The sequence below is a fragment of the Pelomonas parva genome, assembly GCF_043555835.1.
GTDB lineage: Bacteria > Pseudomonadota > Gammaproteobacteria > Burkholderiales > Burkholderiaceae_C > Pelomonas > Pelomonas parva.
The window spans coordinates 156,815-182,272 of record NZ_JBIGHV010000007.1; the positions used below are offsets into that span (position 1 = coordinate 156,815).

A 25,458-nucleotide genomic window follows, 5' to 3' on the forward strand; every position below is an offset into this window, starting at 1 on the left:
CGCCTGACCCAACGCCAGATTGAGTACCCGCCCATGAACCACACCGCCCAAGCCTCTCGCCAAGTCCTCCGCCGCGCCGCCCTCCGCGCCCGCCGCCTGCAGCGTTCGCTGCAGCGCGCCATGGCGCGTCGCGCGAGCCCCGTGGGCTTGTCGAAGATGGCCTTGGTGGTCGGCTGGCTGATGTCCAGCCCGATGGCCTACGCCAACCCGACGGGTGGCGTGGTGGTGGGCGGCACGGCGAGCATCAACCAAAGCACGCCGGGCACGACCGACATCGTGCAGAGCAGCAACCGGGCCATCATCAACTGGCAGAGCTTCGGCATTGGCGCGGGCGAGACGGTCAACTTCCTGCAGCCCTCGGCAAGCAGCGTCACGCTGAACCGCGTGCTGGGCAACGACCCCTCGCAGATCTTCGGCCGCATGAATGCCAACGGCATGGTCATGCTGGTCAACCCGAACGGCATCGTCTTCGGCAAGACGGCGCGCGTGGACGTGGGCGGGCTGGTGGCCACCACGGCCAACGTGCGCGACCACGACTTCATAGTCGGCCGCTACGACTTCAGCCAGGCCTCGCCCAACCTGAACGCCAGCGTCGTCAACCACGGCCACATCAGCATCCGCGACAGCGGCCTGGCCGCGCTGGTGGCGCCTCGCGTGCGCAACTCGGGCGTCATCGAGGCGCGCCTGGGCCGCGTGGCGCTGGGCGCCGCGCAGCGCTTCACGCTGGACTTCCACGGCGACGGGCTGCTCAGCTTCGGCGCTGGCTCGGCGGTCAGCGACGCGCTGGTCGACAACAGCGGCGCGATCCGTGCCGAGGGCGGCAACGTGCTGCTGACCGCGCAAGCCGTCAAGGGCGTGGTCGACAACGTCATCAACACCAGCGGCATCATCGCCGCCACGTCGGTGAGCGGCAGCGGCGGCCGCATCGTGCTGTCGGGCGGCAGCGCCGGCAGCGTGGCCATCAGCGGGACGGTCGATGCGTCGTCGGCAACGGGGCAGGGCGGCCTGGTGATGGCCACCGGCGAGCACATCGCCGTCGCTTCCACGGCCCGCATCAACGCCTCGGGGCTCACCGGCGGCGGCGAGATCGCGCTGGGCAGCACGGGGCTCACGGATGCCGCCGAACGCTTCGGCAACAAGTCGCACAGCGTCGTCGTCGACGCCGGTGCGCAGCTGCATGCCGACGCGCTGGGCAACGGCCGTGGCGGCAACATCACGATGTGGTCGACCGACCGCACCGTGTTCGCCGGCAAGCTGTCGGCGCGCGGCGGCAGCCAGGGCGGCGACGGCGGCTTCGCCGAGGTGTCCAGCCTGAAGGACATTGGCCTCAGCGGCAGCGTCGACCTGCGTGCGCCGCTGGGCAAGAGCGGCCTGCTGCTGATCGACCCCACCGACCTGCGCATCACCGACGCGGCCTCGGGCGGCAGCCAGGACGGCAATGCCACCGACACCAGCGTGGCCGCAGGCGACGCCAACCAGGGCTCCGGCGCCACGCTCAACACCGTCTCGCGCGGTCTGCTGGAATCGCTGTCCGGCAGCGCCAACATCCTGCTGCAGGCGACCGGCCAGATCACCGTCGACGCGATGGCCGGCGGCCTCATCGACCTCGCCACGACCAACGGCCACAGTTTCACGCTGCAGTCCACGCAGTCGGGCGGCATCCGCTTCGTCGACGCGCAGACCGAGATCCGCACGCAGGGCGGCGCCATCACGCTGGAGGCGCTGGGTATTGGCAGCACGCTGGGCAACATCGGCAAGCTCACCACCAACGGCGGCGCGGTGACGCTGCGTGCCACGGGCGACATCACGCTGGCCGGCAACATCAACGCCGGTGCCGGCGCGGTGACCGCGCAGAGCACGGTGGGCTCGATCAGCAATGCCGAATCCACCACGCCGCTGCTGAGCGGCGGCGCGGTCAGCCTGTCGGCGCTCGCCGGCCATGTGGGCTCGGCGGGCAATGCCATCGCCACCCACACCACCGGCTTGACGCTGGCCTCCGGCGGCCACCTGGTGGCCAGCAGCGACACGGCACTGAGCAACCTGTCCATCACGGCGGGCCACGTGGCGCCGACCGATGCCAACGTCTACCAGGTCAGCGCGCCCGGCCTGGCCTTCCTGCTCACGGATGGCGCGGCACTGGCGGTGACGCAGATCAGCCAGTCGCCCGGCCTGAACCTCAGCCTCACGTCGGACCGTTCCCTGCAACTGGGCAGCGTGAACGTGGGCAGCGGCACGCTGACGCTGGGCTCCACCGGCGGCAACCTGCTGGGCGCCGCCGACACGGCCCTGACCGCCGCCTCGCTGACGCTCAGCGCGCTGGGCAGCAACGGCAACAACGGCGCCATCGGCAGCAGCGGCCAATCCTTGTTGACCACCGCCGGTCATGTGAACGCCACCTCCGGCAGTGGCGGCGCCTACCTGGCCAACACCGGCGCGCTGGCGCTGGACCGCCTGAGCACGACCGGCAGCTCCAACGTCTCCGCCACTGGCACGCTCACGGCCGGGGACGTGAGCGTCGGCAGCGCCACGCTGGCCCTGGGCTCCAGCGGCGGCAGCGTGCTGGACGACGGCAGCGCCGCCACGCGCATCACCGCCGGCACGCTCAACCTGACGGCGGGCGGCGCGATCGGCAGCAGCGGCACACGGCTGTCCACCAACGCCAGCACGATCTCGGCCAACGCCGCGTTGGGCGGCATCTACGCCAGCACCACGGCCACGTCCAGCGTGCTGTCGTCCATCGTTTCCGGCGATGGCGCCATCGACATCACCACCGGCGGCAGCACCACGCTCACCTCGCTGGCCTCCAGCACCTCGTCGGCCAGCAACGACATCACCGTCACGGCCACCGGCTCGGGCTCCCTGAGCGTGGGCACCGTCAACGCCGGGGCGCTGGGTGACGTGACGCTGGCCACGACCTCGGGCTCCATCTTCGGCAACAGCGGCCTCATCACCGGCAACCTCGTCACGCTGAACGCCGCCAACAGCGGCAGCGTCACGGTACGCACAGCAGCCGCGCACCTGGACGTGCAGGCCGGCTCCAGCAGCATCAGCATCACGCAGACCGGGTCCGTGGTGCTGGACCGCATCGCCACGCCCAGCACCACAGCCAGTGTCACCAGCAGCAGCGGTGACATCACGGTCGGCAACGTCAGCACGTCCACCAGCGGCCAGGTCAGCCTGACGGCTTCTGCTGGCGCCATCCTTGACGACGGCAACAGCGCCACCCGCATCACCACCGGCACGGCCACGCTCAATGCCGGCGCCGCCATCGGCACGGCCAGCCATGCGGTGCAGACCCAGGCCACCGGCCTGTCGGCTACCAGCACCGGCAACCTGTATGTCACCAACGCCGACGCGACGCTGACCAGCCTGAGCATTACCAACCGCCACGCCAGCCCCGGCGTGGCCAACACGCTGCAGGTCACCTCGCCCTACCTGACCTTCGACGTCACCGACAGCGGCACGCAGTTCTCGTTGAACCGCCTCGTCGGCGTGCCGCTGGGCTCGCTGGCCTTCAGCGGCGACCAGACGGTGCAGATCGGCCAGGTGCAGGCCACCGGCTCGGTCAGCCTGACGGCCACCCAGGGCCACCTGGTGGACGATGGCAACCTGAACACGCGCGCCACGTCCGGCAGCACGCTGACGCTGAGCGCGGCGCAAGGCAGCGTGGGCAGCAGCAGCAACGCCATTGGCGCCAACACGTCCAGTCTGGCGCTCACCACGCGCGGCGACCTCTACGTCTCCAACCTCACCGACCTGAGCACGCTCACGCTGACGAGCAACCACGCTGACACCACCACCAGCCACGGCATGGGCATCACTGCGCCGTCGCTGAAGCTCGCCGTCACCGACTCGGCGGCCGGGCACAACGTGGCCACGCTGACCGACAACTCCTCGCTGTCGCTCACCTTCACCAGCGACCGCGACATCACGCTGGGCCAGGTGGATGTGACGAACACTGGCACGGCCCGCTTCACCTCCTCGGCCGGCGTCATCAAGGACGACGGCGACAAGAACACCCGCGTGCTGGCCAACAGCACGACGCTGTCCGGCCTCGCCGTGGGCGCCACGGGGGCCAACCACATGGACGTCGTCACCGGCACGCTGGCCGCCACGGCCAGCGCGGGCGGCGTCTATGTGCAGCTGCCCATGCCCACCGGCAGCAGCAACACCACCAGCACCGTCACGCTGGGCACCATCACGGCCACCGGGCCCGTGAACATCACGGCCGTGGAGGGCGACCTGTCGCTGGGCGGCTTCATGACCGCCACCAACCAGGCCGTCACGCTGACGGCCCAGCAGGGCTCCATCCTCAGCCCTAGCGGCTACAGCATCGCCATCGGCACCGGCAGCCTGACGCTGGATGCCGCCAAGGCCATCGGCGCCAGCGACCGCACCGTGCCGCTGACCAGCAGCGCCGGCGCCACGCTGACGGCGCAGGCCGGCACGTCCATGTGGCTCAGCGGCAACGGGCCGGTGACCCTGTCCAGCCTGGAGGCAGCAGCAGGCATCAGCTACACGCAGAGCAGCGGCGCCATCACCGTGGGCCATGTCGATGCCACCGCCGGCGGCACGGTGGCCATCACCGCCACCACCGGCGCCATCCAGAACGACGCCGACCCGGCCACCGGCATCCGCGCCAACCAGGTGACGCTGAGCGCGGCGCAGAGCAGCATCGGCGCCGGCACGGCCCTCACGGTGGCTGCACCCAAGCTGCTGCTCACGGCCAACGGCGCCGTCGCGGTGACGGACAGCCTCGCGCTGGACACGCTGTCCATCACGCGTGGCAGCGGCTCGACCGGCAGCCTGGCCATCAGCGGCGTGTCCGGCCAGAGCTTCACGCTCTCCGAGGACGCCAGCAACCATTACGTGGAGTCAGTGGACAGCAACACGCCGCTGGCCTTCAGCTTCTCCGGCCAGCGCGGCGTGAAGATCGGCCACATCGGCGTGGGCGCTGCCGGCTCGGCCAGCATCAGCTCGGCGGCCAGCCTGATCAACGACGGCGTGTCCGGCTCCAGCATCGCCGCCGGCAGCGTGTCGCTGACGGCCGGCTCGGCCGGCTCCATCGGCGCCACCGGCAGCGGCAACGCCATCAGCCTGGAAGGCACGACCGCGCTGACGCTCAGCGCCGGCCGCAACTTCTTCGCCAGCAGCGATGCGGCGCTGACCGACCTGACGATCACCAGCACCAACACCACGACGGTGGCCGGCACGGCCAGCGTGTTCGGCCTCGGCGGCCTCAACCAGACCTTTGGCATCACCGACAGCGGCACCACGCAAAGCCTGAACTTCACCGGCACGGCGCTCGCCAACACCGGCTTCACGACGCGCAAGAACATCCAGGTGGGCGCCATCACGGCCACCAACGATGTGACGCTCACCACCACGGGCGGCGGGGCCAACAGCAACATCAGCAGCGACGCCGGCTCGGGCACCATCGCCGGCAACCGCGTGCTGCTGACGGCCACCTCCAGTACGGCCGGCGGCGGCTCCATCGGCAGCAGCGGCACCGCATTGCGCGTGGATACGCCGACGCTGATCCTGTCCGGCAGCGCCAACGTCTACGTGGACGATGCGCAGAACCTGGCCCGCCTGGACATGACGCTCACGCATGGCACGAACACGACGTTCGGCTATGACGTGACGGCTGGCAACATCGGCTCGTTCGCCGTCACCGACGGCAGCACGCAAAGCCTGGGCCTGGCCGTCAGCGGCGCGATGGACTTCAGCTACAGCGTGGACCGCGCGCTGAGCCTGGCCACCCTCGACGCCGGCACCGCTAGCACCGGCTCCATCTCGCTCACGTCGCGCAGCGCGCCCACCGGCACCGGCGCGCAGATCAACCGCAGTTCGGGCTCCCTCACCGCCGGTCGCATCACGTTGTCGGCCGTGGGCAGCAACGGCGGTGTGGGCGCGGGCGCGACCGTCAGCACCGCCACGCAGAACCTGAGCATCGCCTCCGGCGGCAACGTCAGCGTGAGCAACGCCGGCACGCTGACCTCGCTGGCACTCGACGCCCGCCACAACACCAGCGGCAGCAGCACGCACAGCTACTCCGTCAGCGCGACCGGCCTGACCTTCAGCATCAGCGACACGACCGGCACCAACGCCTTCCAGCTCAGCAACATCGCGCAGAGCGGCCTTGACCTGTCGATCAAGGCCGACCGCGTCATCACCGCCAGCAGCGTCAACACCGGTGCGGGCGGCAAGGTCACGCTGCAAAGCAGCAGCTATGTGCAGGGCGGCAGCGGCGCCAGCGCCGGCAGCCCCAGCATCACCACCGGCGACCTGACGCTCAACGGTGGCAGCGCCTTCGGCTACCAGGGCAGCCCGCCGCTGTACACGGCCGCCAGCACGCTGAGCAGCAACCTTAGCAACACGCTCTACCTGTCCAACGCCGGCGCGCTGACGCTGAAGACCAACATGGTGGGCGGCTCGGCCGACGTGGCCAGCAGCAACAACTCGCTGCTGCAGGGCAGCGGCGGCCTGTTCACCACGCCCGTGTTGAAGCTGAACGCCAACCAGAGCCTGGGCAGCAACGCCACCCTGCTGACCGACGTGCGCCGGCTCACGCTGGTGTCGCGCGGCAACATCGATGTCAGCAACGCGTCCGACCTGTACGCGCTGACCATGACCTCCACGCACGCCACGCCCGGCGTGCAGAACACCATCGCCGTCGCGGCCCCGCGCCTGGCCCTGGCGCTGACGGATAGCGTCGGCGGCAACCAGTACCACCTGAGCAACCTGCAGGACAGCACCGGCCTGGACTTCACGCTCAGCACCGACGTGGCCTTGAACCTGGGCACCGTCAACGCCCAGGCCGGCCGCGCGCTGGCGCTCTACAGCACCGGCAGCACCACGTCCATCACCAACGACGGCAGCAGCCTGCTGACCGCCGGCAGCATCACGCTGTCGGCCGGCGGCTCCGTCGGCGCGGCCGGCGGCAGCGGCACGCGCATGCAGACCAACGCGCTGGGCCTGACGCTGGCCACCGGCGCCAATGCATTTGCCGACAACGCGCAAGACCTGAGCAGCCTGTCGCTGACCAGCACCCAGGCCGCAGGCGGCTCCGCGCCGGTCTACCAGGTGACGGCACCGTCGCTGAGCTTTGACATCACCGACGACGGCACCACGCGCATCAACAACGTCGCCGACAGCACCGGCCTGAACTTCGTGCTGAACACACAGCGCGACCAGGCCGTGGGCGTCATCGACGTCGGCCGCTCGGGCACCGTCTCGCTGACCGGCGCCGGCGACATCCTGGGCGATTCCGACAGCAGCAAGCGCATCAGCGCCGCCAGCGCGACCCTCTACGCCAGCAGTGGCGGGGCCATCGGCAGCGTGGGCAATCCCATCCGCCTGTCGGCACCGCTGACCAGCTTCGCGCCGACGGGCGCGTTGAATGTCGAGTCGGACACGCACATCGACCGCCTCAGCATCAGCACCACCCACCCCACCGTCACCTACGGCGGCACCTACAGCATCGTCTCGGTGCCCATCAGCGGTGCAGCCTATGCGCTGTTCACCGCCACCGACAGCGTCACCGGCACAGCACTCACCAGCCTGGTCGACACCGAGGGCCTGGCGTTCAGCTTCACCAGCGACGCTGGCATGCAGGTGGGCACGCTCAACCTCGGCACCACCGGCACGGTGGCGCTGACGGGCACCGGCAGCGGCGGCATCCTTGGCGACGGCGACTCCAACACGCTGATCCAGGCCGCCAGCCTGAGCATGACGAGCCAAGGCGGCGCCGTGGGCGCCACCGGCAGCGGCAACGGCATCGACGCCACCGTCAACTCGGTCAGCGCCACCGCGCAGGGCGGCGGCGTGAACCTGGCCCTGCACGGCCGCACCTTGCTGGGCAGCATCTCCGGCACCGGCGGCATCAACCTGGCCAATGACCAGGGCGATATCGCGCTCGGCTTCATCAACGCCAACGGCAATGCCGTCAGTATCAACAACCAGGGCGGCTCCATCCTGAGCGGCTCGATCAGCAACACCACCACGGTGGCGCTGACGGCCAGCGGCTCCATCGGCAACACCAGCGCCATCAACACCTCAGCCAATAGCGCCGGCACCACCACGCTGACGGCCTCGGCCAGCGCGGCGCATGGCGCCATCGGCAGCATCGCCATCAGCGAAAGCTACAACCTGTTCGCCTCGTCCGTGACGGCGCCTGCAGCCGTGACGCTGAGCAGCGGCTACGGCCTGCTGGCCGGCACCATCACCAGTGGTGGCGCAGTGGCCTTGAGTTCATCGGAAGGTGGCATCTACGGCAGCGGCAGCAATGCCATCACCGGCACCCGCGTCACCCTGTCGGCCCCCTACGGCACCGGCAACGGCATCGGCGACAGCAACGTGCGCCTGAACGTGAACACGCCGCAGCTGGTGCTCAACACGCCGGGCAGCGTCTATGTGACCAACAGCGCCGACCTGAACCTGCTGACGGTGGACCGCACCAACTACACCGGCGCCGGCAGCAGCGGCACGCTCAGCGTCGTGGCCAGCGGCCTGACCTTCAGCGCCACCGACAGCAGCGACACCACCACGCTGACCAGCCTGGCCGACGGCACCGGGCTGGACTTCACCTACTTGGGAATAGGCTCCCTGTCGGTGGGTAGCCTCAACGTCGGCGCCGGCAGCATGCTGCTGCAGGCCTACCTCGACAACGGCGACGGCAACATCAACGCCATCAACAGCAGTTCGCTGATTACCGCAGGCAGCCTGACGCTGCAGGCCTACGGCACGGACAGCCGCATCGGCAGCAGCGGCACGGCCCTGGGCCTGGCGGTGGGCTCCCTCACGGCCAGCTCGGGCACCGGCGGCATGAACCTGCGGCAGGCCGGCTCGCTGAACCTGTCCAGCCTGGCCACCACCGGCGACCTGGCGGTCACCGCCACCAGTGGCGACCTGTCGCTGGGCACGCTGAGCTACGGCAGCGCCAAGACGCTGAGCCTGACCGCCAGCGGCGGCAGCATCCTCGCGGGTGGCGGCACGCTGGCCGGCAGCGGCGCCAACGCGGCCATCACGCTCAGCGCGGCCAATGGCATCGGCACGGCAGCGGCACCCATCCTCGTCAACGGCTCGGCCGGCCACACGGTCAATGCCAGCGTTACCGGCACCGGCTCGCTGTATCTGAACAGCCTGAGCACGCTCAATGGCGGGCTGACGACGTCCGTCCATGACGGCGCAACCACGGTGACCGCAGCCGGCAACATCAAGCTGACGGCCATGAGCTCGGGCACCGACGCCGCGGGCAACGACATCCGCGTCACGGCAAGCGCCGGCGACATCACGATGGTCAGCGTGTCGGGCGGCGCCGGGGCGAACTTCAATGCCATTGACCTGGCTGCCAATGCCGGGCGCCTGCTGGCCGCTCCCGGCGCCACGCTGGAAGCCTTCGACGTGCAACTGCACGGCGCCACGGGCGTGGGCGACACGACCAACCGCGTGGCTGCCAATGGCCAGCGCGTGCAGGTCAGCAGCAGCGGCGGCGCCATCTACCTGACGGCGGCGACGCCCTCGGTGCTGACCGCCGTGCAATCGGCCGGCGGCGCGATCAACATCACCCACAGCGACGACCTGCTGCTGGCCAATGCCTTGTCCAGCGGCGGCGCGATCACCGTCACCAGCACCACGGCCAACGCCGACCTGACCGCCGGCAACCTGAACGCCGGCAGCGGCGCGCTGACGCTCAGCACCACCGGCTCGGGCGCGAAGATCCTGGACGATGGCGACCGCAACACCAGCGTCGCGGGCGGCACCGTCAACCTGACCGGCAGCGGCGGCGTGGGCACTGCCTCGCTGTCCGTGCAAACCAGCGCCACCACGTTGAACGCCAGCAGCGGCAACGGCATCTACATCGACGACAGCCGCAGCGCGGGCGTCACGCTGGCCTCCGTGGTCGCCACCGGCGGCGCCGTGGCCGTCGGCAGCGCCGGCCCCACCGTGGCCACGCTCGTGCAGGCCAGCGCCGACAGCGCCAGCAACAACGTCACGCTGGCCACCAGCAGCGGCGACCTCACGCTCGTCAGCGTCAGCGCAGGCGCCAACCATGGCGCGGTCAATGTCTCCTCCGCCGGCTCCATCCTGGCCAGCGGCAGCGGCACCCACATCAGCGGCAGCAGCGTCACGCTGGCGGCGGGCGCGGACATCGGCGCCGTCACCAACCTCACCACCGGCGCCGGCACGCCCATCAAGCTGGACGTGGGCGCCATCACCGCGCTGAGCACCAGCGGCACAAACCGCGTCGTCTCGGTGCTCAACACCGGCAGCACGGCGCTCAGCCTGGGCGGCGGCGCGCTGTCGCTGGGCAGCGGCAGCTCGGCCTACATCAGCACGGCTGGCGACCTGGACGTCAGCGCCGGCATCACGCTGGCCAACGGCAACCTGTCCTTGAGCTCCGGCGGCACGCTGCTGCTGCCCACCACGGCGATCTCAACCACCGGCGCGGTGCGCCTGAGTGGCAGCACCGACATCCTCACCAGCGGCAGCGGCGCTGCGGCGCGTGACCTGCACGTCAGCGGCAGCAGCCTGGTGCTGGCCAGCGGTGCGGCAGGTGGCGATACAAGGCTCACCACCTCGGTGGGCAGCATTGACGCCACGCTCAGCGGCGCGGGCGACCTGACCGTCAACAACACCGGCACGCTCACCGGCGCCACGCTGGCCACGGCCGATGGCGACATCACCGCCACCAGCAGCACCGGCATGACGGCCGGCTCGGTGGTTGCCGGCGGCAGCGGGCGGGCCATCAGCCTGACCGCCACCTCGGGCGACCTGACGGTGGGCACCGTCAACGCCGGCAGCAACGGCAGCATCACGCTGTCGGCGGCGCAAGGGAGCTTGTCGGGTGCCTCGTCCACGTTGACCGCCAGTACGCTGGACCTGACCGCCGGCAACGGCATCGGCAGCAGCGGCGCCGCCTTCGGCGTCAACGCCGTGAACGTCAGCGCGCAGGTCACCGGCACCGGCGGCATCTACCTGTCGACTGGCTCGGCCCTGACGCTGGGCAACCTGTCCACCCACGATGGCGACATCGCCATCACGGCGGCCGGCAACATCACGGCCGGCGCCGTGACCGCGGGCCAGAGCGGCAACGTCGCGCTCACCTCCACCGGCGGCAACGTGACGCTGACGCAGGCCTTCAGCAACCTGGGCGCCGACAGCAGCCGCTCGGGCCTCGCCCTGCAAGGCCAGCAGATCGCGCTGAGCGGCAGCGTGGCCACCAGCGGCACGCAGACCTATACCGGCGCCGTCATCCTCAGCACCGGCACGACGCTGACCGCAGGCGGCGTGAGCTTCGGCGGCAGCGTCGACGGCGCGCAGGCGCTGATCGTCAATGCGGGCAGCGGCGGCGCCAGCTTCACCGGCGCCGTCGGTGCCACCACGCGACTGGGCTCGCTGGCCGTCAACAGCGCAGGCACCACCACCTTCGGCAGCAGCGTGCGCGCGGCCTCGCTGGCCACCGACGCGGCCGGCAGCCTGCAGCTCAATGGCGGCTCGGTGGACACGACCGGCAGCCAGACCTACGGCGAGCGCGCCGTGCTGGGCACCGACACCGCGCTGACCGGCGGCACGGTCTCGCTGGCCGGCGGCGCCGATGGCGCCCATCAGCTCGCCATCACCGGCAACGCAGTGCTGGGCGCGCTGGGCGCCAACCAGGCGCTGGCCCGCCTCACCGTCAACGGTGGCAGCACGCTGGGCGGCAATGTGACGACGCAGGGCACACAGGCCTACAACGGCGCCGTCGCCCTCACCGGCAACAGCGTGCTGAGCGCCTCCGGACTGAGCTTCGGCAGCACCATCGACGGCGCACACGACCTCTCCATCACCGCGACGTCGGGCAATGTCGCCTTCACGAACGCGGTGGGCGGCACGACGCGCCTGGGCCAGCTCGCCATCAACAGCAGCGGCGAAACCCGCCTGGCTGCGCCCATCCGCGCCGCATCCGTCACCACCGACGCGCTGGGCACGCTGGTGCTCGCGAGCACCGTCAACACCACCGGCGCCCAGACCTACGGCGAACGCGCCGTGCTGGCCGCCGACGTGACGCTGACCGGCAGCAGCCTGACGCTGTCGCAAGGTGCTGACGGCGCGCAAGCCCTGACCCTCGCCGGCAACGCCCAACTGGGCGGCGCCGTCGGCGCGCAGCAGGCGCTGACCAGCCTGTCGGTCAGCGGCAGCAGCACGCTGAACGCGACTGCCATCACCACCACCGGCGCGCAGACCTACGGCGGCGCTGTGACGCTCGGTGCCGACACGACGCTCGGCGCGAGTGGCGTCAACTTCGGCGGCGCCATCGACGGCGCGCAGGCGCTCACCGTCAACGCAGCCGGCGCCACCTTCGCCGGTCCTGTCGGCGCCACGACCCGCCTGGGCGCGCTGACCGTCAACAGCGCTGGCGCCACCACCTTCGGCGGCAGCGTTCGCGCGGCCTCGCTGGCCACCGATGCGGCTGGCAGCCTGCAACTCAATGGCGGCACGGTCGACACCACCGGCAGCCAGACCTACGGCGAACGCGCCGTGCTCGGCGCCGACACCACGCTGACCGGCAGCACGGTCTCGTTGGCCGGCGGCGCCGATGGCGCTCATCAGCTCGCCATCACCGGCAACGCGGTGCTGGGCACGCTGGGCGCCAACCAGGCGCTGGGCGGCCTCACCGTTAACGGTGGCAGCACCCTCGGCGGCAACGTCACGACGCAGGGCGCGCAGGCCTACAACGGCGCCATCACCCTCACCGGCAACAGCGTGCTGAGCGCGACCGGCTTCAGTTTCGGCGGCAGCATCGACGGTGCGCACGACCTCAGCGTCAACGCGGGCGCTGGCAACGTCACCTTCACGAACGCGGTCGGCGGCACGACGCGCCTGGGCCAGCTCGTCATCAACAGCAGCGGCGAGACCCGCCTGGCGGCACCCATCCGCGCCGCCTCGCTGACGACCGATGCGCCGGGCACGCTGGTGCTCGCAAGCACCATCGACACCACGGGCGCGCAGACCTACGGCGATCGCGCCGTCTTGGCCGCCGACGTGGCGCTGACCGGCAGCAGCGTCGCGCTGTCCCAAGGTGTGGATGGCGCGCATGCGCTGACCCTCGCCGGCAACGCCCAGCTCGGCGCCGTCGGTGAGCAGCAGGCGCTGAGCAGCCTCGCCATCACCGGCACGGGCACGCTGACCGCAGGCTCTGTCGCCACGACCGGCGTGCAGAGCTACGGCGGCGCTGTGACGCTCAGCACCGGGACGACGCTCACCGGCAGTGGCGTGAACTTCGGCAACACCGTCGACGGCGCGCAGGCCCTCACCGTCAACGCGGGCTCTGCGACCTTCACTGGCGCCGTCGGCGCCACCACCCGCCTGGCTGCGCTGACCGTCAACAGCGCCGGGGCTACCACCTTCGGCGGTGCGGTCCGTGCAGCCTCGCTGGTCACCGATGCGGCCGGCAGCCTGCAGCTCAATGGCGGCTCGGTCGATACCACCGGCAGCCAGACCTACGGCGAACGCGCCATGCTCGGCGCCGACACCGCGCTGACCGGCAGCAGCGTGTCGCTGACCGGCGGCGCCGACGGCTCCCATCAGCTGGCCATCACTGGCAACGCGGTGCTCGGCGCGCTGGGCGCCAACCAGGCGCTGGCCCGCCTCACCGTCAACGGTGGCAGCACGCTGGGCGGCAACGTCACGACGCAGGGCACACAGGCCTACAACGGCGCCGTCGCCCTCACCGGCAACAGCGCGCTGAGCGCCTCCGGCCTGAGCTTCGGCAGCACCATCGACGGCGCACACGACCTCGCGGTCAACGCGAGCACCGGCAACGTTGCCTTCACCCACGCGGTCGGCGGCAACACGCGCCTGGGCAACCTCGCCATCAACAGCAGCGGCGAAACCCGCCTGGCAACGCCCATCCGCGCCGCGTCGCTGACGACCGACGCGCCGGGCACGCTGGTGCTCGCGAGCACGGTCAACACGACCGGCGCCCAGACCTACGGCGAACGCGCCGTGCTGACCACCGACGTGACGCTGACCGGCAGCAGCCTGACGCTGTCGCAAGGTGCAGATGCAACCACAGCGGGCGCGCAAGCCCTGACCCTCGCCGGCAACGCCCAGCTGGGCGGCGCCGTCGGCGCGCAGCAGGCGCTGACCAACCTGGCCATCACCGGCAGCAGCACGCTGAACGGCGGCACGGTCACGACGACCGGCGCGCAGGCCTACGGCGGCAATGTCACGCTCGGCACCGGCACGACGCTCACCGCGAGCGGCGTCAACTTCGGCAGCGCCGTTGACGGCGCGCAGGCGCTCACCGTCAACGCAGCCGACGCCACCTTCAGCGGTCCTGTCGGCACCACGACCCGACTGGGCGCACTGACCGTCAACAGCTCCGGCACCACCAGCTTCGGCGCAGCGGTGCGTGCAGCCTCGCTGGCCACCGACGCGGCCGGCAGCCTGCAACTCAGCGGCGGCTCGGTCGACACCACCGGTGCGCAAAGCTATGGCGAACGCGCCGTGCTGGGCGCCGACACGACGCTGACCGGCAGCACCGTCTCGCTGGCGGCCGGTGCCGACGGCGCACAGCAGCTGGTCATCGCCGGCAACGCCCAGCTCGGCGGCAACGTCACGACGCAGGGCACGCAGTCCTACGGTGGCGCCATCACCCTCACCGGCAACAGCGTGCTGAGCGCATCGGGCTTCGGTTTCGGCGGCAGCATCGACGGCGCGCATGACCTCAGCGTCAACGCGGGCGCCGGCAACGTCGCCTTCACGAACGCGGTGGGCGGCAACACGCGCCTGGGCCAGCTCGTCATCAACAGCAGCGGCGAAACCCGCCTGGCGGCGCCCATCCGCGCGGGCTCCGTCACCACCGATGCCGCAGGCACGCTGGTGCTCGCGAGCACCGTCAACACCACGGGCGCCCAGACCTACGGTGAACGCGCCGTCTTGGCCGCCGACGTGGCGCTGACCGGCAGCAGCGTCGCGCTGTCCCAAGGTGTGGATGGCGCGCATGCGCTGACCCTCGCCGGCAACGCCCAGCTCGGCGCCGTCGGCGCGCAGCAGGCGCTGAGCAGCCTGGCCATCACCGGCAGCAGCATGCTGAACAGCGGCTCGGTCACCACGACCAGTGTGCAGACCTACGGCGGCGCCGTGACGCTCAGCACCGGTGCGACGCTCACGGCGAGCGGCGTGGACTTCGGCAGCAGCCTTGACGGCGCACAGGCACTTATCGTCAACGCGGGCGCCGGCGGCGCAACCTTTACCGGCGCCGTGGGCGCCACCGCCCGCCTCGGCGGGCTGACCGTCAACACCCCTGGCGCCACCCGCTTCGGCGCGGCGGTGCGGGCCGCCTCGCTGGCTACCGACGCTGCCGGCAGCCTGCAAATTGACGGCGGCACGGTCGACACCACGGGCAACCAGAGCTACGGCGAACGTGCCGTGCTGGGCGCCGACACGACGCTCACCGGCATCACGGTCTCGCTGGCCGCCGGCGCGGAGGCCGCAGGCGCACAGCAGCTCGTCATCGCGGGCAACGCGGTGCTGGGCGGCAACGTCACGACGCAGGGCACGCAGACCTACGGCGGCGCCCTCACGCTCACCGGCAACAGCGTGCTGAGCGCATCGGGCCTGACCTTCGGCGGCAGCGTCGACGGCGCTCACGACCTCACCGTCAACTCGGGCACCGGCAACGTCGCCTTCACCCACGCGGTCGGCGGCGGCACGCGCCTGGGCCAGCTGGCCATCAACACCAGCGGCGAGACCCGCCTGGCGGCACCCATCCGCGCCGCGTCGGTGACCACCGATGCCGCAGGCACGCTGGTGCTCGCGAGCACGGTCGACACGACCGGCGCCCAGACCTATGGCGAACGCGCCGTGCTGGCTGCCGATACCACGCTGACCGGCAGCACCCTCACGCTGTCGCAAGGCGCGGATGCCAGCACAGCGGGCGCACAAGCCCTGACCCTCGCCGGCAACGCCCAGCTGGGCGGCGCCATCGGCGCGCAGCAGGCGCTGAGCAGCCTGTCCGTCTCAGGCACCAGCGCGCTGAACGCAGGCTCGGTCGCCACCACCGGCGACCAGACCTACGGCGGCGCCGTGACTCTGCAGGGCAACCAGGTGCTGGATGCCGGCGCCGGCCGCATCGCCTTCGGCGCGACGGTCGATGGCGCCCACGCCTTGACCTTGCGCAGCGGCGCGGGCGGCGTGCGCCTCGATCACGCGGTGGGCGGCCAGACGCGCCTGGCCGCAGTCGTCATCAACACCAGCGGCGAGACCCGCCTGGCAGCGCCCATCCGCGCCGCATCGCTCACTACCGATGCAGCGGGCAGCCTGGTGCTGGCCAGCACGGTCGACACCACCGGCGCGCAAAGCTATGGCGAACGCGGCGTGCTGGCCGCCGACGTCACGTTGACCGGCAGCAGCGTCACGCTGGCCGGCGGCCTCGATGCGACGACGGCGGGCGGGCAGGGTGCCACCATCAACGGCGACACCACGCTGGGCGGCGCGGTGGGCGCTGTGCAGGCACTGGGCATGTTCCGCGTCAATGGCCCCTTGACGGCGCTTGGCGCCCAGGGGCTGCAGCTGACGGGCCACAGCTTCGCCTTCAGCGATGCCGTGACGGCCACGCTCGGCGGCATCACCCTGACCAATACCCACGCGTCGGGCACGACCACCTTCGCGGTCGACGGCCCGGTGCAGGCCGCCACCGGCTTCACGCAGACGGGCGGCGCCTCGGTGTTGCTGCCGGCGACGATCACCGTCACCGCCGGGCCGATCAGCATCGGCGCACCGGCGTCCCTGCCGGCCGGCACGGCCAGCATCAGCACCGCGGGCAACATCACCTTGCGCGGCCTGTCGGGCCCGTCGACCGCGCTGACGCTGACGGCCGGCAGCGGCGTGCTCAGCCTCGGCCTGGCCGACGCCGACCCCGCCAGCAAGGTCAACCTCGGCAGCCTGGCCGTCATCTCGGCCGCCTCGGCGCAGATGTACGGCAGCCTGGGTGAATCCACCGGGGCGTTGGTGGCTTCGCGGGTCAACAGCACGCTGTTCGGTGCACCGTACTTCTTCAACGACACGCCTTGGGGCCCCATCGAGGCGATCGCCCGCGTGACGGCGACGACGGTGCCGATCAGCGTGGTGCCGAGCACGCCGGGGGTGACGGCGCTCTTCACCGGCGTGGTCGACCGTGGCGGCGTGGCGCCCAATGTGCTGGGGGCCTATGCGTCGCCTCAGATCCTCACCGTGGCACCCATGGCGCCGGTCACCTTGTCACCCAGTCAGGCGCCAGCGATGACCGAGCAGGAGCGAGGCGCCGAGCAGCAGCGCCAGGTCTGCAGCGCGGCAGTGAAGAGCGGCGACACGGCGCGGATCGCGGCGCTGCAATGCCGGTGATGGCCGATGCCGGCTGGCGGGGCGGCGGCCCCGGCGAGGGCTACGCCCCGCCGGGCCCCAGCCGGTCGACCGCGTCCGTGATGATCCCGTCGATGCCGTCGGCCACCAGCCGCTCGGCCACGTCGGCGTCATTGACGGTATAGACCAGCGCCCGCCAGCCTTTGGCATGCAGGCGCTGGATCAGCGCCGCGTCCATCAGCCGCCAGTTGGTGATGACGGCGACCACGCCCAGCGCCGCGGCGGCCTCGGGCCAGCCGTCCCACAGCTTGTCCAGCAGCAGCGCGCGGGGCAGGGCGGGGGCACTGGTGAGGGCGCCTTGCAGCGCCTCGGGCTTGAAGGAACTCAGCAGCGGCGGCACGGCGGCGCCGGCCCACAGCCGCGCGGCCTCGCGGGCGGCGACCTCGCCGGTCAGGCGCTCGACGCCGGGGCAGGGCTTGATCTCGATGTTCAGCGCGCAGCCGTTGGCCTTGCAGAAGGCGGCGATCTGGGTAAGCGTGGGCAGCGGCTCGGCCGTGAACGGCGCGCTGTGCCAGCCGCCGGCATCCAGGCGCCTCAGTTCGGCCCAATCGATGTCGGCCGGCGAGCCCCGCCCGCTGGTCGTGCGCTGCAGTGTGTCGTCATGCAGCAAGAAGGCTTCGCCGTCGCGGCTGAGCTTGACATCGCATTCGAAGGCTCGAAAGCCAAAACCCGCGCCGACGCGGAACGCCGCCAGCGTGTTCTCCGGGGCGAGCTTGCCGGCGCCGCGGTGGGCGAGCCAAAGTGGATAGGGCCAGGGCTTCATCCCGCAGATTCTGAAGGTGAAACCCCCTGCGATACGATCCCTCCCCTCTATGAACGCCCCGCATCCCCTGATGCCGGTTGCCGCTGCCGCAACCGACACACTCCACGCTGGCGACGCCCCCCGCCTGCGCGAAATTCCGTACAACTACACCTCGTTCTCGGACCGCGAGATCGTCATCCGCCTGCTCGGCTCCCGTGCCTGGCAGCTGCTGGACCAATTGCGGCTGGAGCGGCGCACGGGTCGATCCGCGCGCATGCTCTACGAGGTGCTGGGCGACATCTGGGTGGTGCAGCGCAACCCCTACCTGCAGGACGACCTGCTGGACAACCCCAAGCGTCGCGGCCAGCTGATCGAGGCGCTGCATCACCGCCTCGGTGAGGTGGAGAAGCGCCGTGACGCCGCCGCCGACGCCCAGCGCGACGCCGCCGTGGGCGAGTTGCTGACGGCCGCCAAGGCCGCCGTGGCCGAGTTCGCGACGATGTTCGAGCGCGTGGCGGTGCTGCGCAAGCGTGCCTCCAAGACGCTCGCGAAGCACACCGCCAAGGACAACATCAAGTTCGACGGCCTGTCGCGCGTGTCCCATGTGACGGACGCGACCGACTGGCGTGTCGAGTACCCCTTCGTCGTGCTGACGCCGGACACCGAAGAAGAGATGGCCGGCCTGGTGGGCGCCTGCTTCGAGCTGGGGCTGACCGTCATCCCGCGTGGCGGCGGCACCGGCTACACGGGCGGCGCGATTCCGCTGGTGTGGAACACCGCCGTCATCAACACCGAGAAGCTGGAAGCACTGCGCGGCGTCGAGATGCTGGTGCTGCCTGGCCTTGACCGCGAGGTGCCGACCATCTTCAGCGAGGCCGGTGTCGTCACGCAACGCGTGGCCGACCTGGCGGAGCAGCATGGCTTCGTCTTCGCGGTGGACCCGACCTCGGCCGAGGCCAGCTGCATCGGCGGCAACGTGGCCATGAACGCGGGCGGCAAGAAGGCCGTGCTGTGGGGCACGGCGCTGGACAACCTGGCCAGCTGGAAGATGGTGACACCCGAGGCCAAGTGGCTGGAGGTGATCCGCCTCAACCACAACCTCGGCAAGATCCATGACGTCGAAATGGCGAGCTTCGAGCTGCGCTACTTCGACGCCTCGGGCACCAAGCTGGAGAAGACCGAGCGTCTGGACATCCCGGGCCGCGTCTTCCGCAAGGAGGGCCTGGGCAAGGACGTGACGGACAAGTTCCTCGCCGGCCTGCCGGGCATCCAGAAGGAAGGCTGCGACGGCCTCATCACCAGCGCGCGCTGGATCGTGCACAAGATGCCGGCCCATGTGCGCACGGTCTGCCTGGAGTTCTTCGGCAACCCCAAGGACTGCGTGCCCAGCATCGTCGACATCAAGGACTACATGTTCGGGATCGCCGGCACGGGCGTGCTGCTGGCGGGCCTGGAGCATCTGGACGACCGCTACCTGAAGGCCGTGGGCTACGCGACCAAGAGCAAGCGCGGCGGCTTCCCAAAGATGGTGCTGATCGGCGACATCGTCGGCGACGACGCTGACGCGGTGGCACGTGCCACGTCGGAAGTCGTGCGCCTGGCCAACGGCCGCTCGGGCGAAGGCTTCGTGGCCGTCAGCGCCGATGCGCGCAAGAAGTTCTGGCTGGACCGCAAGCGCACCGCGGCCATCAGCAAGCACACGAACGCGTTCAAGGTGAACGAGGACGTGGTGATCCCGCTGCACCGCATGGGCGAGTACACGCTGGGCATCGAGCGCATCAACATCGAGCTGTCGCTGCAGAACAAGCTGGCGCTGATCACGGCGCTGCAGGCCTTGTTCACGACCGGCAAGCTGCCGCTGGGCAAGAGCGACGACGCCGGCGACATCCCCAGCGCCGAGTTGCTGGAAGACCGTGTGCAGCAGGCGCTGGCGCTGCTGCGCGAGGTGGGCGAGCTGTGGCAAGGCTGGCTGGACGGCATCGACACCGGCTACTTCGAGGGCCTGCAGACGCATGAGCTGCGCGCCTCGTGGAAGACGCAGATCCTCAAGCCCCTGCAGGGCATTTTCAGCGGCGCGTCCTTCGAGCCGCTGCTGGCAGAGGTGCGCCGCATCCACAAGGACGTGCTGCGCGGCCGCGTCTGGGTGGCGCTGCACATGCATGCCGGCGACGGCAATGTGCACACCAACATCCCCGTCAACAGCGACAACTACGAGATGCTGCAGACGGCCCATGCGGCCGTGGCGCGCATCATGGTGCTGGCCCGTTCGCTGGACGGCGTCATCTCCGGCGAACACGGCATCGGCATCACCAAGCTGGAGTTCCTGACCGACGACGAGATGGCCAATTTCACGGCCTACAAGCAACGCGTCGACCCGGAAGGCCGCTTCAACAAGGGCAAGCTGCTCAAGGACGCCGACCTGCGCAACGCCTACACGCCGAGCTTCGGCCTGATGGGGCATGAGTCGCTGATCATGCAGCAGAGCGACATCGGCGCGATCAGCGCGTCGATCAAGGACTGCCTGCGCTGCGGTAAGTGCAAGCCGGTCTGCGCCACGCACGTGCCGCGCGCCAACCTGCTCTACAGCCCGCGCAACAAGATCCTGGCGACCTCGCTGCTGGTCGAGGCCTTCCTGTACGAAGAGCAGACGCGCCGCGGCGTGTCCATCAAGCACTGGCAGGAGTTCGAGGACGTGGCCGACCACTGCACGGTCTGCCACAAGTGCCTCACGCCTTGCCCGGTCAACATCGACTTCGGCGATGTGACGATGAACATGCGCAACCTGTTGCGCAAGATGGGCCAGAAGACCTGGCGCCCTGGCAACGCGGCGGCCATGTTCATGCTGAACGCGACCAACCCCGAGACCATCAAGCTCGCCCGCACGGCCATGGTGGGCATCGGCTTCAAGGCGCAGCGCTTTGCGGTGGACCTGTTCAAGCCGGCCGGCCGCAAGCAGACGGCCGCGCCCCGCGCCACGGTCGGCGCCGCGCCGATCAAGGAACAGGTCATTCACTTCATCAACAAGAAGCTGCCCGGCGGCCTGCCCAAGAAGACGGCGCGGGCGCTGCTGGACATCGAGGACAAGGACTACGTGCCCATCATTCGCCCGCCGTCGCTGGCGAGCGAGACCGAGGCCGTGTTCTATTTCCCCGGCTGCGGCTCGGAGCGCCTGTTCAGCCAAGTGGGCCTGGCCACGCAGGCCATGCTCTGGCATGCCGGCGTGCAGACGGTGCTGCCGCCCGGCTACCTGTGCTGCGGCTACCCTCAGCGCGGCTCGGGCCAGTTCGACAAGGCCGAGAAGATGATCACCGACAACCGGGTGCTCTTCCACCGTGTCGCCAACACGCTGAATTACCTCGACATCAAGACTGTGGTGGTGAGCTGCGGCACCTGCTACGACCAGTTGCAGGGCTACAAGTTCGAAGACATCTTCCCCGGCTGCCGCATCATCGACATCCACGAGTACCTGCTGGAGAAGGGCATCACGCTCGGCTCCAAGACCAGCTACCTGTACCACGACCCCTGCCACTCGCCGATGAAGCTGCAGGAGCCGATGAAGACGGTGAAGGCGCTGGTGGGCGAGAACGTCGTCAAGAACGAGCGCTGCTGCGGCGAGAGCGGCACGCTGGGCGTGACGCGGCCCGACATCTCGACGCAGGTGCGCTTCCGCAAGGAAGAGGAGCTGCGCAAGACCGAGACCAAGCTGCGCGAGAGCGGCAAGGTCGGCGCCGACGAGAACATGAAGATCCTCACTTCCTGCCCGAGCTGCCTGCAGGGCCTGAGCCGCTATGGCAACGACCTGCAGAACGGCCTGCTCGAAGCCGACTACATCGTCGTCGAGATGGCCAACCAGATCCTCGGCCCCAACTGGATGCCGGAGTACGTCGCCAAGGCCAACAACGGCGGTATCGAGCGGGTGCTGGTGTGACGCTGGCCGGCTACCTGCGGACTGCCCTGCGATGGCAGAGCGGGCGGCAGGGCAGCGGCTACGACAAGATGTTGCTGCTGACGGCGCGCTGGCCGCTTCCGTTCGACAGCTACCTGATCCGCTACCCGGCGGGCAGCGCCATCCCGCCGCACACCGACCCGGTGCAGGCCGGGCGCCACTACCGGCTCAACGTCGTGTTGAAGGCCTCGCCGCGCGGCGGCGAGTTCGTCTGCGCCACTCCCATCTGGCAGAGCCGGCGCATCAAGTTTTTCCGCCCGGACGCCTGCGAGCACAGCGTGACGCGCGTGGAGGGCGGCAGCCGCTATGTGCTGTCGCTGGGCTGGGTCCTGAAAGGCTGATCACATGACTTGCCCGCTCTGCACGACCGATGCCGGCCTCGTCGTCGCCCGGATGCCGCAGTTCCGCGTCGTGCGCGTCATCGATGGCGACGAGGCGCGGCGCTTCCCGGCCTTCTACCGCCTCATCTGGACGGCGCATGTCGCCGAGTTCAGCGATCTGTCCCCGGCGGACAGGCACGCCTGCATGGACGCCGTCGTGGTGATCGAGCAGGTGCTGCGCTCCATGCTCGCGCCGACAAAGGTCAACCTCGCGACGCTGGGCAATGTCGTGCCGCATCTGCACTGGCACGTCATCGCCCGCTTCGACTGGGACAGCCATTTCCCGGCGCCCGTGTGGGCGGCGGCTCAACGCGACGAGGTGCCGGGCGGCGCGGCGGCGCGGCTGGCGCGGCCGCTGGCGGCGGTGGACTCGGCAATAGCCCAGGCGTTCCGCCGTTGATTCGCACAATACCTGCGCAGGAGGTGGATGTCAGGCCGCTGGCGGGTCGGCGCTCGCCGTGTTCTCAGGCTGAAGTTCCGCAGCATTGGCAGCCACCCGGCAGCCTGTTCTCCCTATGACTGGAGTTGCGGGTACACCGGACGTGCCCATTGTTCGTTCAATGTTGCCCGGCCGGGTCAGGCGAGGCAGATCTGGCGGATGCGGAGTTCGAAGGGCCCGGCCTGGCGTGCCGCGATCATCAAGCCGACCTGGCGGATGCGTGCGGGGGGCCAGCGGTGGTGCGTCGGTGACCTCGCGTCCACGGAAGCTGGCGCGGAAGTCGGCCAGCGGCAGGTGCAAGGTCTGCCAGTCGGTGCCCTTTGGGGTGAAGCTGGCCTGGTAGTTCAGGCTGTCGAAGCCGTCGTCGGTCAGCAGGCTGAGCTTGAACTGCTTGTTTTCACCGCGCAGTTCGACCAGGAAACTCCCGGCGCCAGGCAGGCCCTGTTCGCCGGGGTTGGACCGCACTGAGGCGAAGCCACCGTTTTGCTCCAGCGAGACGTTTCCCTCGAACACGGCGTGACCTGCTGGGTCGTGGCGCAGTGTGCTGGGTGAGATGCCGCCCATCACGCGGTCGTCGATGGCGTGCCATGCGTTCGCTGCACTGGGGTCGGTGAAGTCAAACAGGGTCGTGAGCATGGTCGACGCAGCGCCAGTCCTAATGGCTGGGAAATCCGAACTGCAACGCACGCGCTCGGATGGCCCCGACCACACTGCGGAGGTCCATCGGCGCCAGCTTGTTCTTGTTCAGGAATGCCCGCCATTGCGTCTGCTTGGTCGTGTCGTCGGCAAATACGTCGCTCAGGCCGATGGGCATGGTGCCGGGTATGGCAGTCTCTCGGCGGGCAAAGGTCGCTCCGACCGCTTGCTGCAGTTCCGCATCGTCAAGCGTGTCGTCGCGCAGCAGCACGGCGAGGTCGAAAAAATCTTTCATGCGGGTATTGGTCATGCCCAGCACGGTCACGGCGTGCAGCTTCTCGGCGACGACCGTGGCCTTGGGGTAAGCGCGCAAGGTGGGTGCGGGGACGTCCGGCAGCAGGGTCGGGTAGGCGATGGACAGTGCCGCCGGCGTGACGGCATCGCCGAATCCAATGTCGATCTGCAGGGACAGGCGGGCGCCGTCGAGCGTGGCGCGCAGATCGATGCGCACGCCACCGTAGCCGGCGTCCTTGCGGATCGGTGCTCCTGCAACCGATCCCGGGTCGAACACGATGCCGTCGTCCCCTGCGATGCCGGCGATCGAACGGAAGACACCGACCAGCGTGGACACGTCGTCGGGGCCGAAGCCCAGCAGGTCGGCGTCGCGTGTCGGCCGATGCGGTTGGCCGTACCAGAGCTGGAACAGCAGCGCGCCCTTCAGCAGGAAGTTCGGTGCGTGCTCGGAGATCGACAGTCGGTAGAGCAGTCGTTCCAGCCCGTACCGGGTCAGGGTCAGGTTGAAGTCCTGCTTCGACGTGTCGGTGTGCTGCTTGAGCCTGGCGCGGATCGACGCAGCGCGGTTGGCGGTCATGCCGTGATGGCCTCGATGTAGGGGCGCATGACGTTGGCGACACGCCCGCGCGTGGCGTCACGCCAGAGGTCATCCAACGTGAACTTGCGTTGGGTCCAGCCGTCGCGGAGTGCTTCCAGCGCCACATCCAAGCCGATCTTGTTGCGGAACCGGAAGCAGTCGACGACGGTCCGGGCGGCGCTGAAGACCGGCACGTCGACGCCATCGATCGTCAGGCGATCGAGGCCGTCGGCCAGAGCTGCTTCAGACATGCGCACGACGCGGATTGCGGGGTGGTCGAGCCGGGGGATCGCCATGTGCGGCGGGATGGCGATCCAGACCTCGTGGGGGGCCTGTGTGCCAATCTCGTGGACCCGCAAGGCCGATAGCAGGCACACCACGCCTTTGGGCACGCGTGCTGAGATTTCTGCCAGCGAGCGGTGCTCGCTGATTTCTGCGCCCGGCAGGCCGTAGAGGCCGCGCGCCACGCGTTCGAGCTTGCCGGCTTGCACCAGACGCGTCAGGGTGATGGTCGGCAGCCCTTGTGGCTTCAGGTCACGCGCCCGCAGGAGGGTGCGCTTGCGCGCGAGGCGCAGGACCTGCTGCTCATGGGTTGAGGCAGTTTCCGTGGCGTCGGCCTTCATGGGTACATTGTGTTGCGGAATGACTGGGACAGTCAATTTCTACATTAAAAACGCAACATCACTGTGCGCGACATCTCGGGCTCCACCTGCCTCGAAAGACGACGTTCATCCGGGGCTACAGGCTATCGAGCAGGTCTTTGCTGGACGCTACGGTGACGATGTTGTCGAAAGCATGTGCGCGAGCGGAGTACATGCAGTCGACTCAATCAATAGCGGACTTCACATGGATCTGCGCGAAGGCAAACCTCCGCGAGTTCGACATCTGCGCAAATGCGAATGCAGTCGCGCAGTGGGTGGCCAAGTATGTGACCAAGGCCAATAACGGCGGCATCGAGTGGATGCTGAGATCCCTGCTCGCGCCGACCAGGCCGCTCCCGTGGCGGCGACGAAGTGCCGGGCGGCGCGACAGCGCGGCTGGCGCGGCCGCTGGCGG

The 25,458-nt window shown here is 69.9% G+C and carries 8 protein-coding genes; 4 read left to right on the top strand and 4 right to left on the bottom strand.

The window, feature by feature from the left end; all coding sequences use genetic code 11:
• Positions 1-33: 33 nt before the first annotated feature.
• A complete protein-coding gene (locus ACG00Y_RS19195; RefSeq protein WP_394481613.1) occupies positions 34-17,370 on the top strand; it encodes a filamentous hemagglutinin N-terminal domain-containing protein in 17,337 nt (5,778 codons plus the stop codon).
• Positions 17,371-17,410: 40 nt separating this feature from the next.
• Here ACG00Y_RS19195 and ugpQ read toward each other — a convergent pair whose 3' ends face one another.
• Entirely contained in the window at positions 17,411-18,151 is a 741-nt protein-coding gene (gene ugpQ / locus ACG00Y_RS19200; RefSeq protein WP_394481615.1) for a glycerophosphodiester phosphodiesterase, read from the bottom strand.
• Between the two features lie 49 nt (positions 18,152-18,200).
• Here ugpQ and ACG00Y_RS19205 point away from each other — a divergent pair, with 49 nt between their 5' ends.
• Genes ACG00Y_RS19205 through ACG00Y_RS19215 form a run of 3 tightly spaced genes read left to right on the top strand, consistent with a single transcriptional unit; the run spans position 18,201 to position 22,856 of the window.
• On the top strand, positions 18,201-22,058 hold the full coding sequence (locus tag ACG00Y_RS19205; RefSeq protein ID WP_394481616.1) for a DUF3683 domain-containing protein: 3,858 nt from the start codon (positions 18,201-18,203) through the stop codon (positions 22,056-22,058).
• Entirely contained in the window at positions 22,055-22,417 is a 363-nt protein-coding gene (locus tag ACG00Y_RS19210) for a 2OG-Fe(II) oxygenase (RefSeq protein WP_394481618.1), read from the top strand. Before ACG00Y_RS19205 ends, ACG00Y_RS19210 begins: the two co-directional genes overlap by 4 nt.
• A gap of 4 nt (positions 22,418-22,421) precedes the next feature.
• Positions 22,422-22,856: an HIT family protein gene (locus tag ACG00Y_RS19215; RefSeq protein ID WP_394481619.1), complete on the top strand. Its 435-nt coding sequence runs from the start codon at positions 22,422-22,424 to the stop codon at positions 22,854-22,856.
• A 30-nt stretch (positions 22,857-22,886) separates the two neighbouring features.
• Here the strand turns inward: ACG00Y_RS19215 and ACG00Y_RS19220 are convergent, their stop codons facing one another.
• From ACG00Y_RS19220 to ACG00Y_RS19230, 3 genes are read right to left on the bottom strand one after another with little or no spacing between them, the layout of a single operon-like run.
• Positions 22,887-23,531, bottom strand: coding sequence for a CIA30 family protein (locus ACG00Y_RS19220; RefSeq protein ID WP_394481621.1), 645 nt, complete (start codon positions 23,529-23,531; stop codon positions 22,887-22,889).
• A gap of 19 nt (positions 23,532-23,550) precedes the next feature.
• A complete protein-coding gene (locus tag ACG00Y_RS19225) occupies positions 23,551-24,402 on the bottom strand; it encodes a nucleotidyl transferase AbiEii/AbiGii toxin family protein (protein WP_394481623.1) in 852 nt (283 codons plus the stop codon).
• A complete protein-coding gene (locus ACG00Y_RS19230; RefSeq protein ID WP_394481625.1) occupies positions 24,399-25,025 on the bottom strand; it encodes a type IV toxin-antitoxin system AbiEi family antitoxin domain-containing protein in 627 nt (208 codons plus the stop codon). The genes ACG00Y_RS19225 and ACG00Y_RS19230 overlap by 4 nt, the downstream gene beginning before the upstream one ends.
• Positions 25,026-25,458 lie beyond the last annotated feature (433 nt).

What these genes read in the sequence shown, in the direction of transcription:
- ACG00Y_RS19195 (WP_394481613.1), top strand. Translation starts at nt 34, where the DNA reads ATGAACCACACCGCCCAAGCCTCTCGCCAAGTCCTCCGCCGCGCCGCC.
- ugpQ (WP_394481615.1), bottom strand. Translation starts at nt 18,151, where the DNA reads ATGAAGCCCTGGCCCTATCCACTTTGGCTCGCCCACCGCGGCGCCGGC.
- ACG00Y_RS19205 (WP_394481616.1), top strand. Translation starts at nt 18,201, where the DNA reads ATGAACGCCCCGCATCCCCTGATGCCGGTTGCCGCTGCCGCAACCGAC.
- ACG00Y_RS19215 (WP_394481619.1), top strand. Translation starts at nt 22,422, where the DNA reads ATGACTTGCCCGCTCTGCACGACCGATGCCGGCCTCGTCGTCGCCCGG.
- ACG00Y_RS19220 (WP_394481621.1), bottom strand. Translation starts at nt 23,531, where the DNA reads ATGCTCACGACCCTGTTTGACTTCACCGACCCCAGTGCAGCGAACGCA.
- ACG00Y_RS19225 (WP_394481623.1), bottom strand. Translation starts at nt 24,402, where the DNA reads ATGACCGCCAACCGCGCTGCGTCGATCCGCGCCAGGCTCAAGCAGCAC.
- ACG00Y_RS19230 (WP_394481625.1), bottom strand. Translation starts at nt 25,025, where the DNA reads ATGAAGGCCGACGCCACGGAAACTGCCTCAACCCATGAGCAGCAGGTC.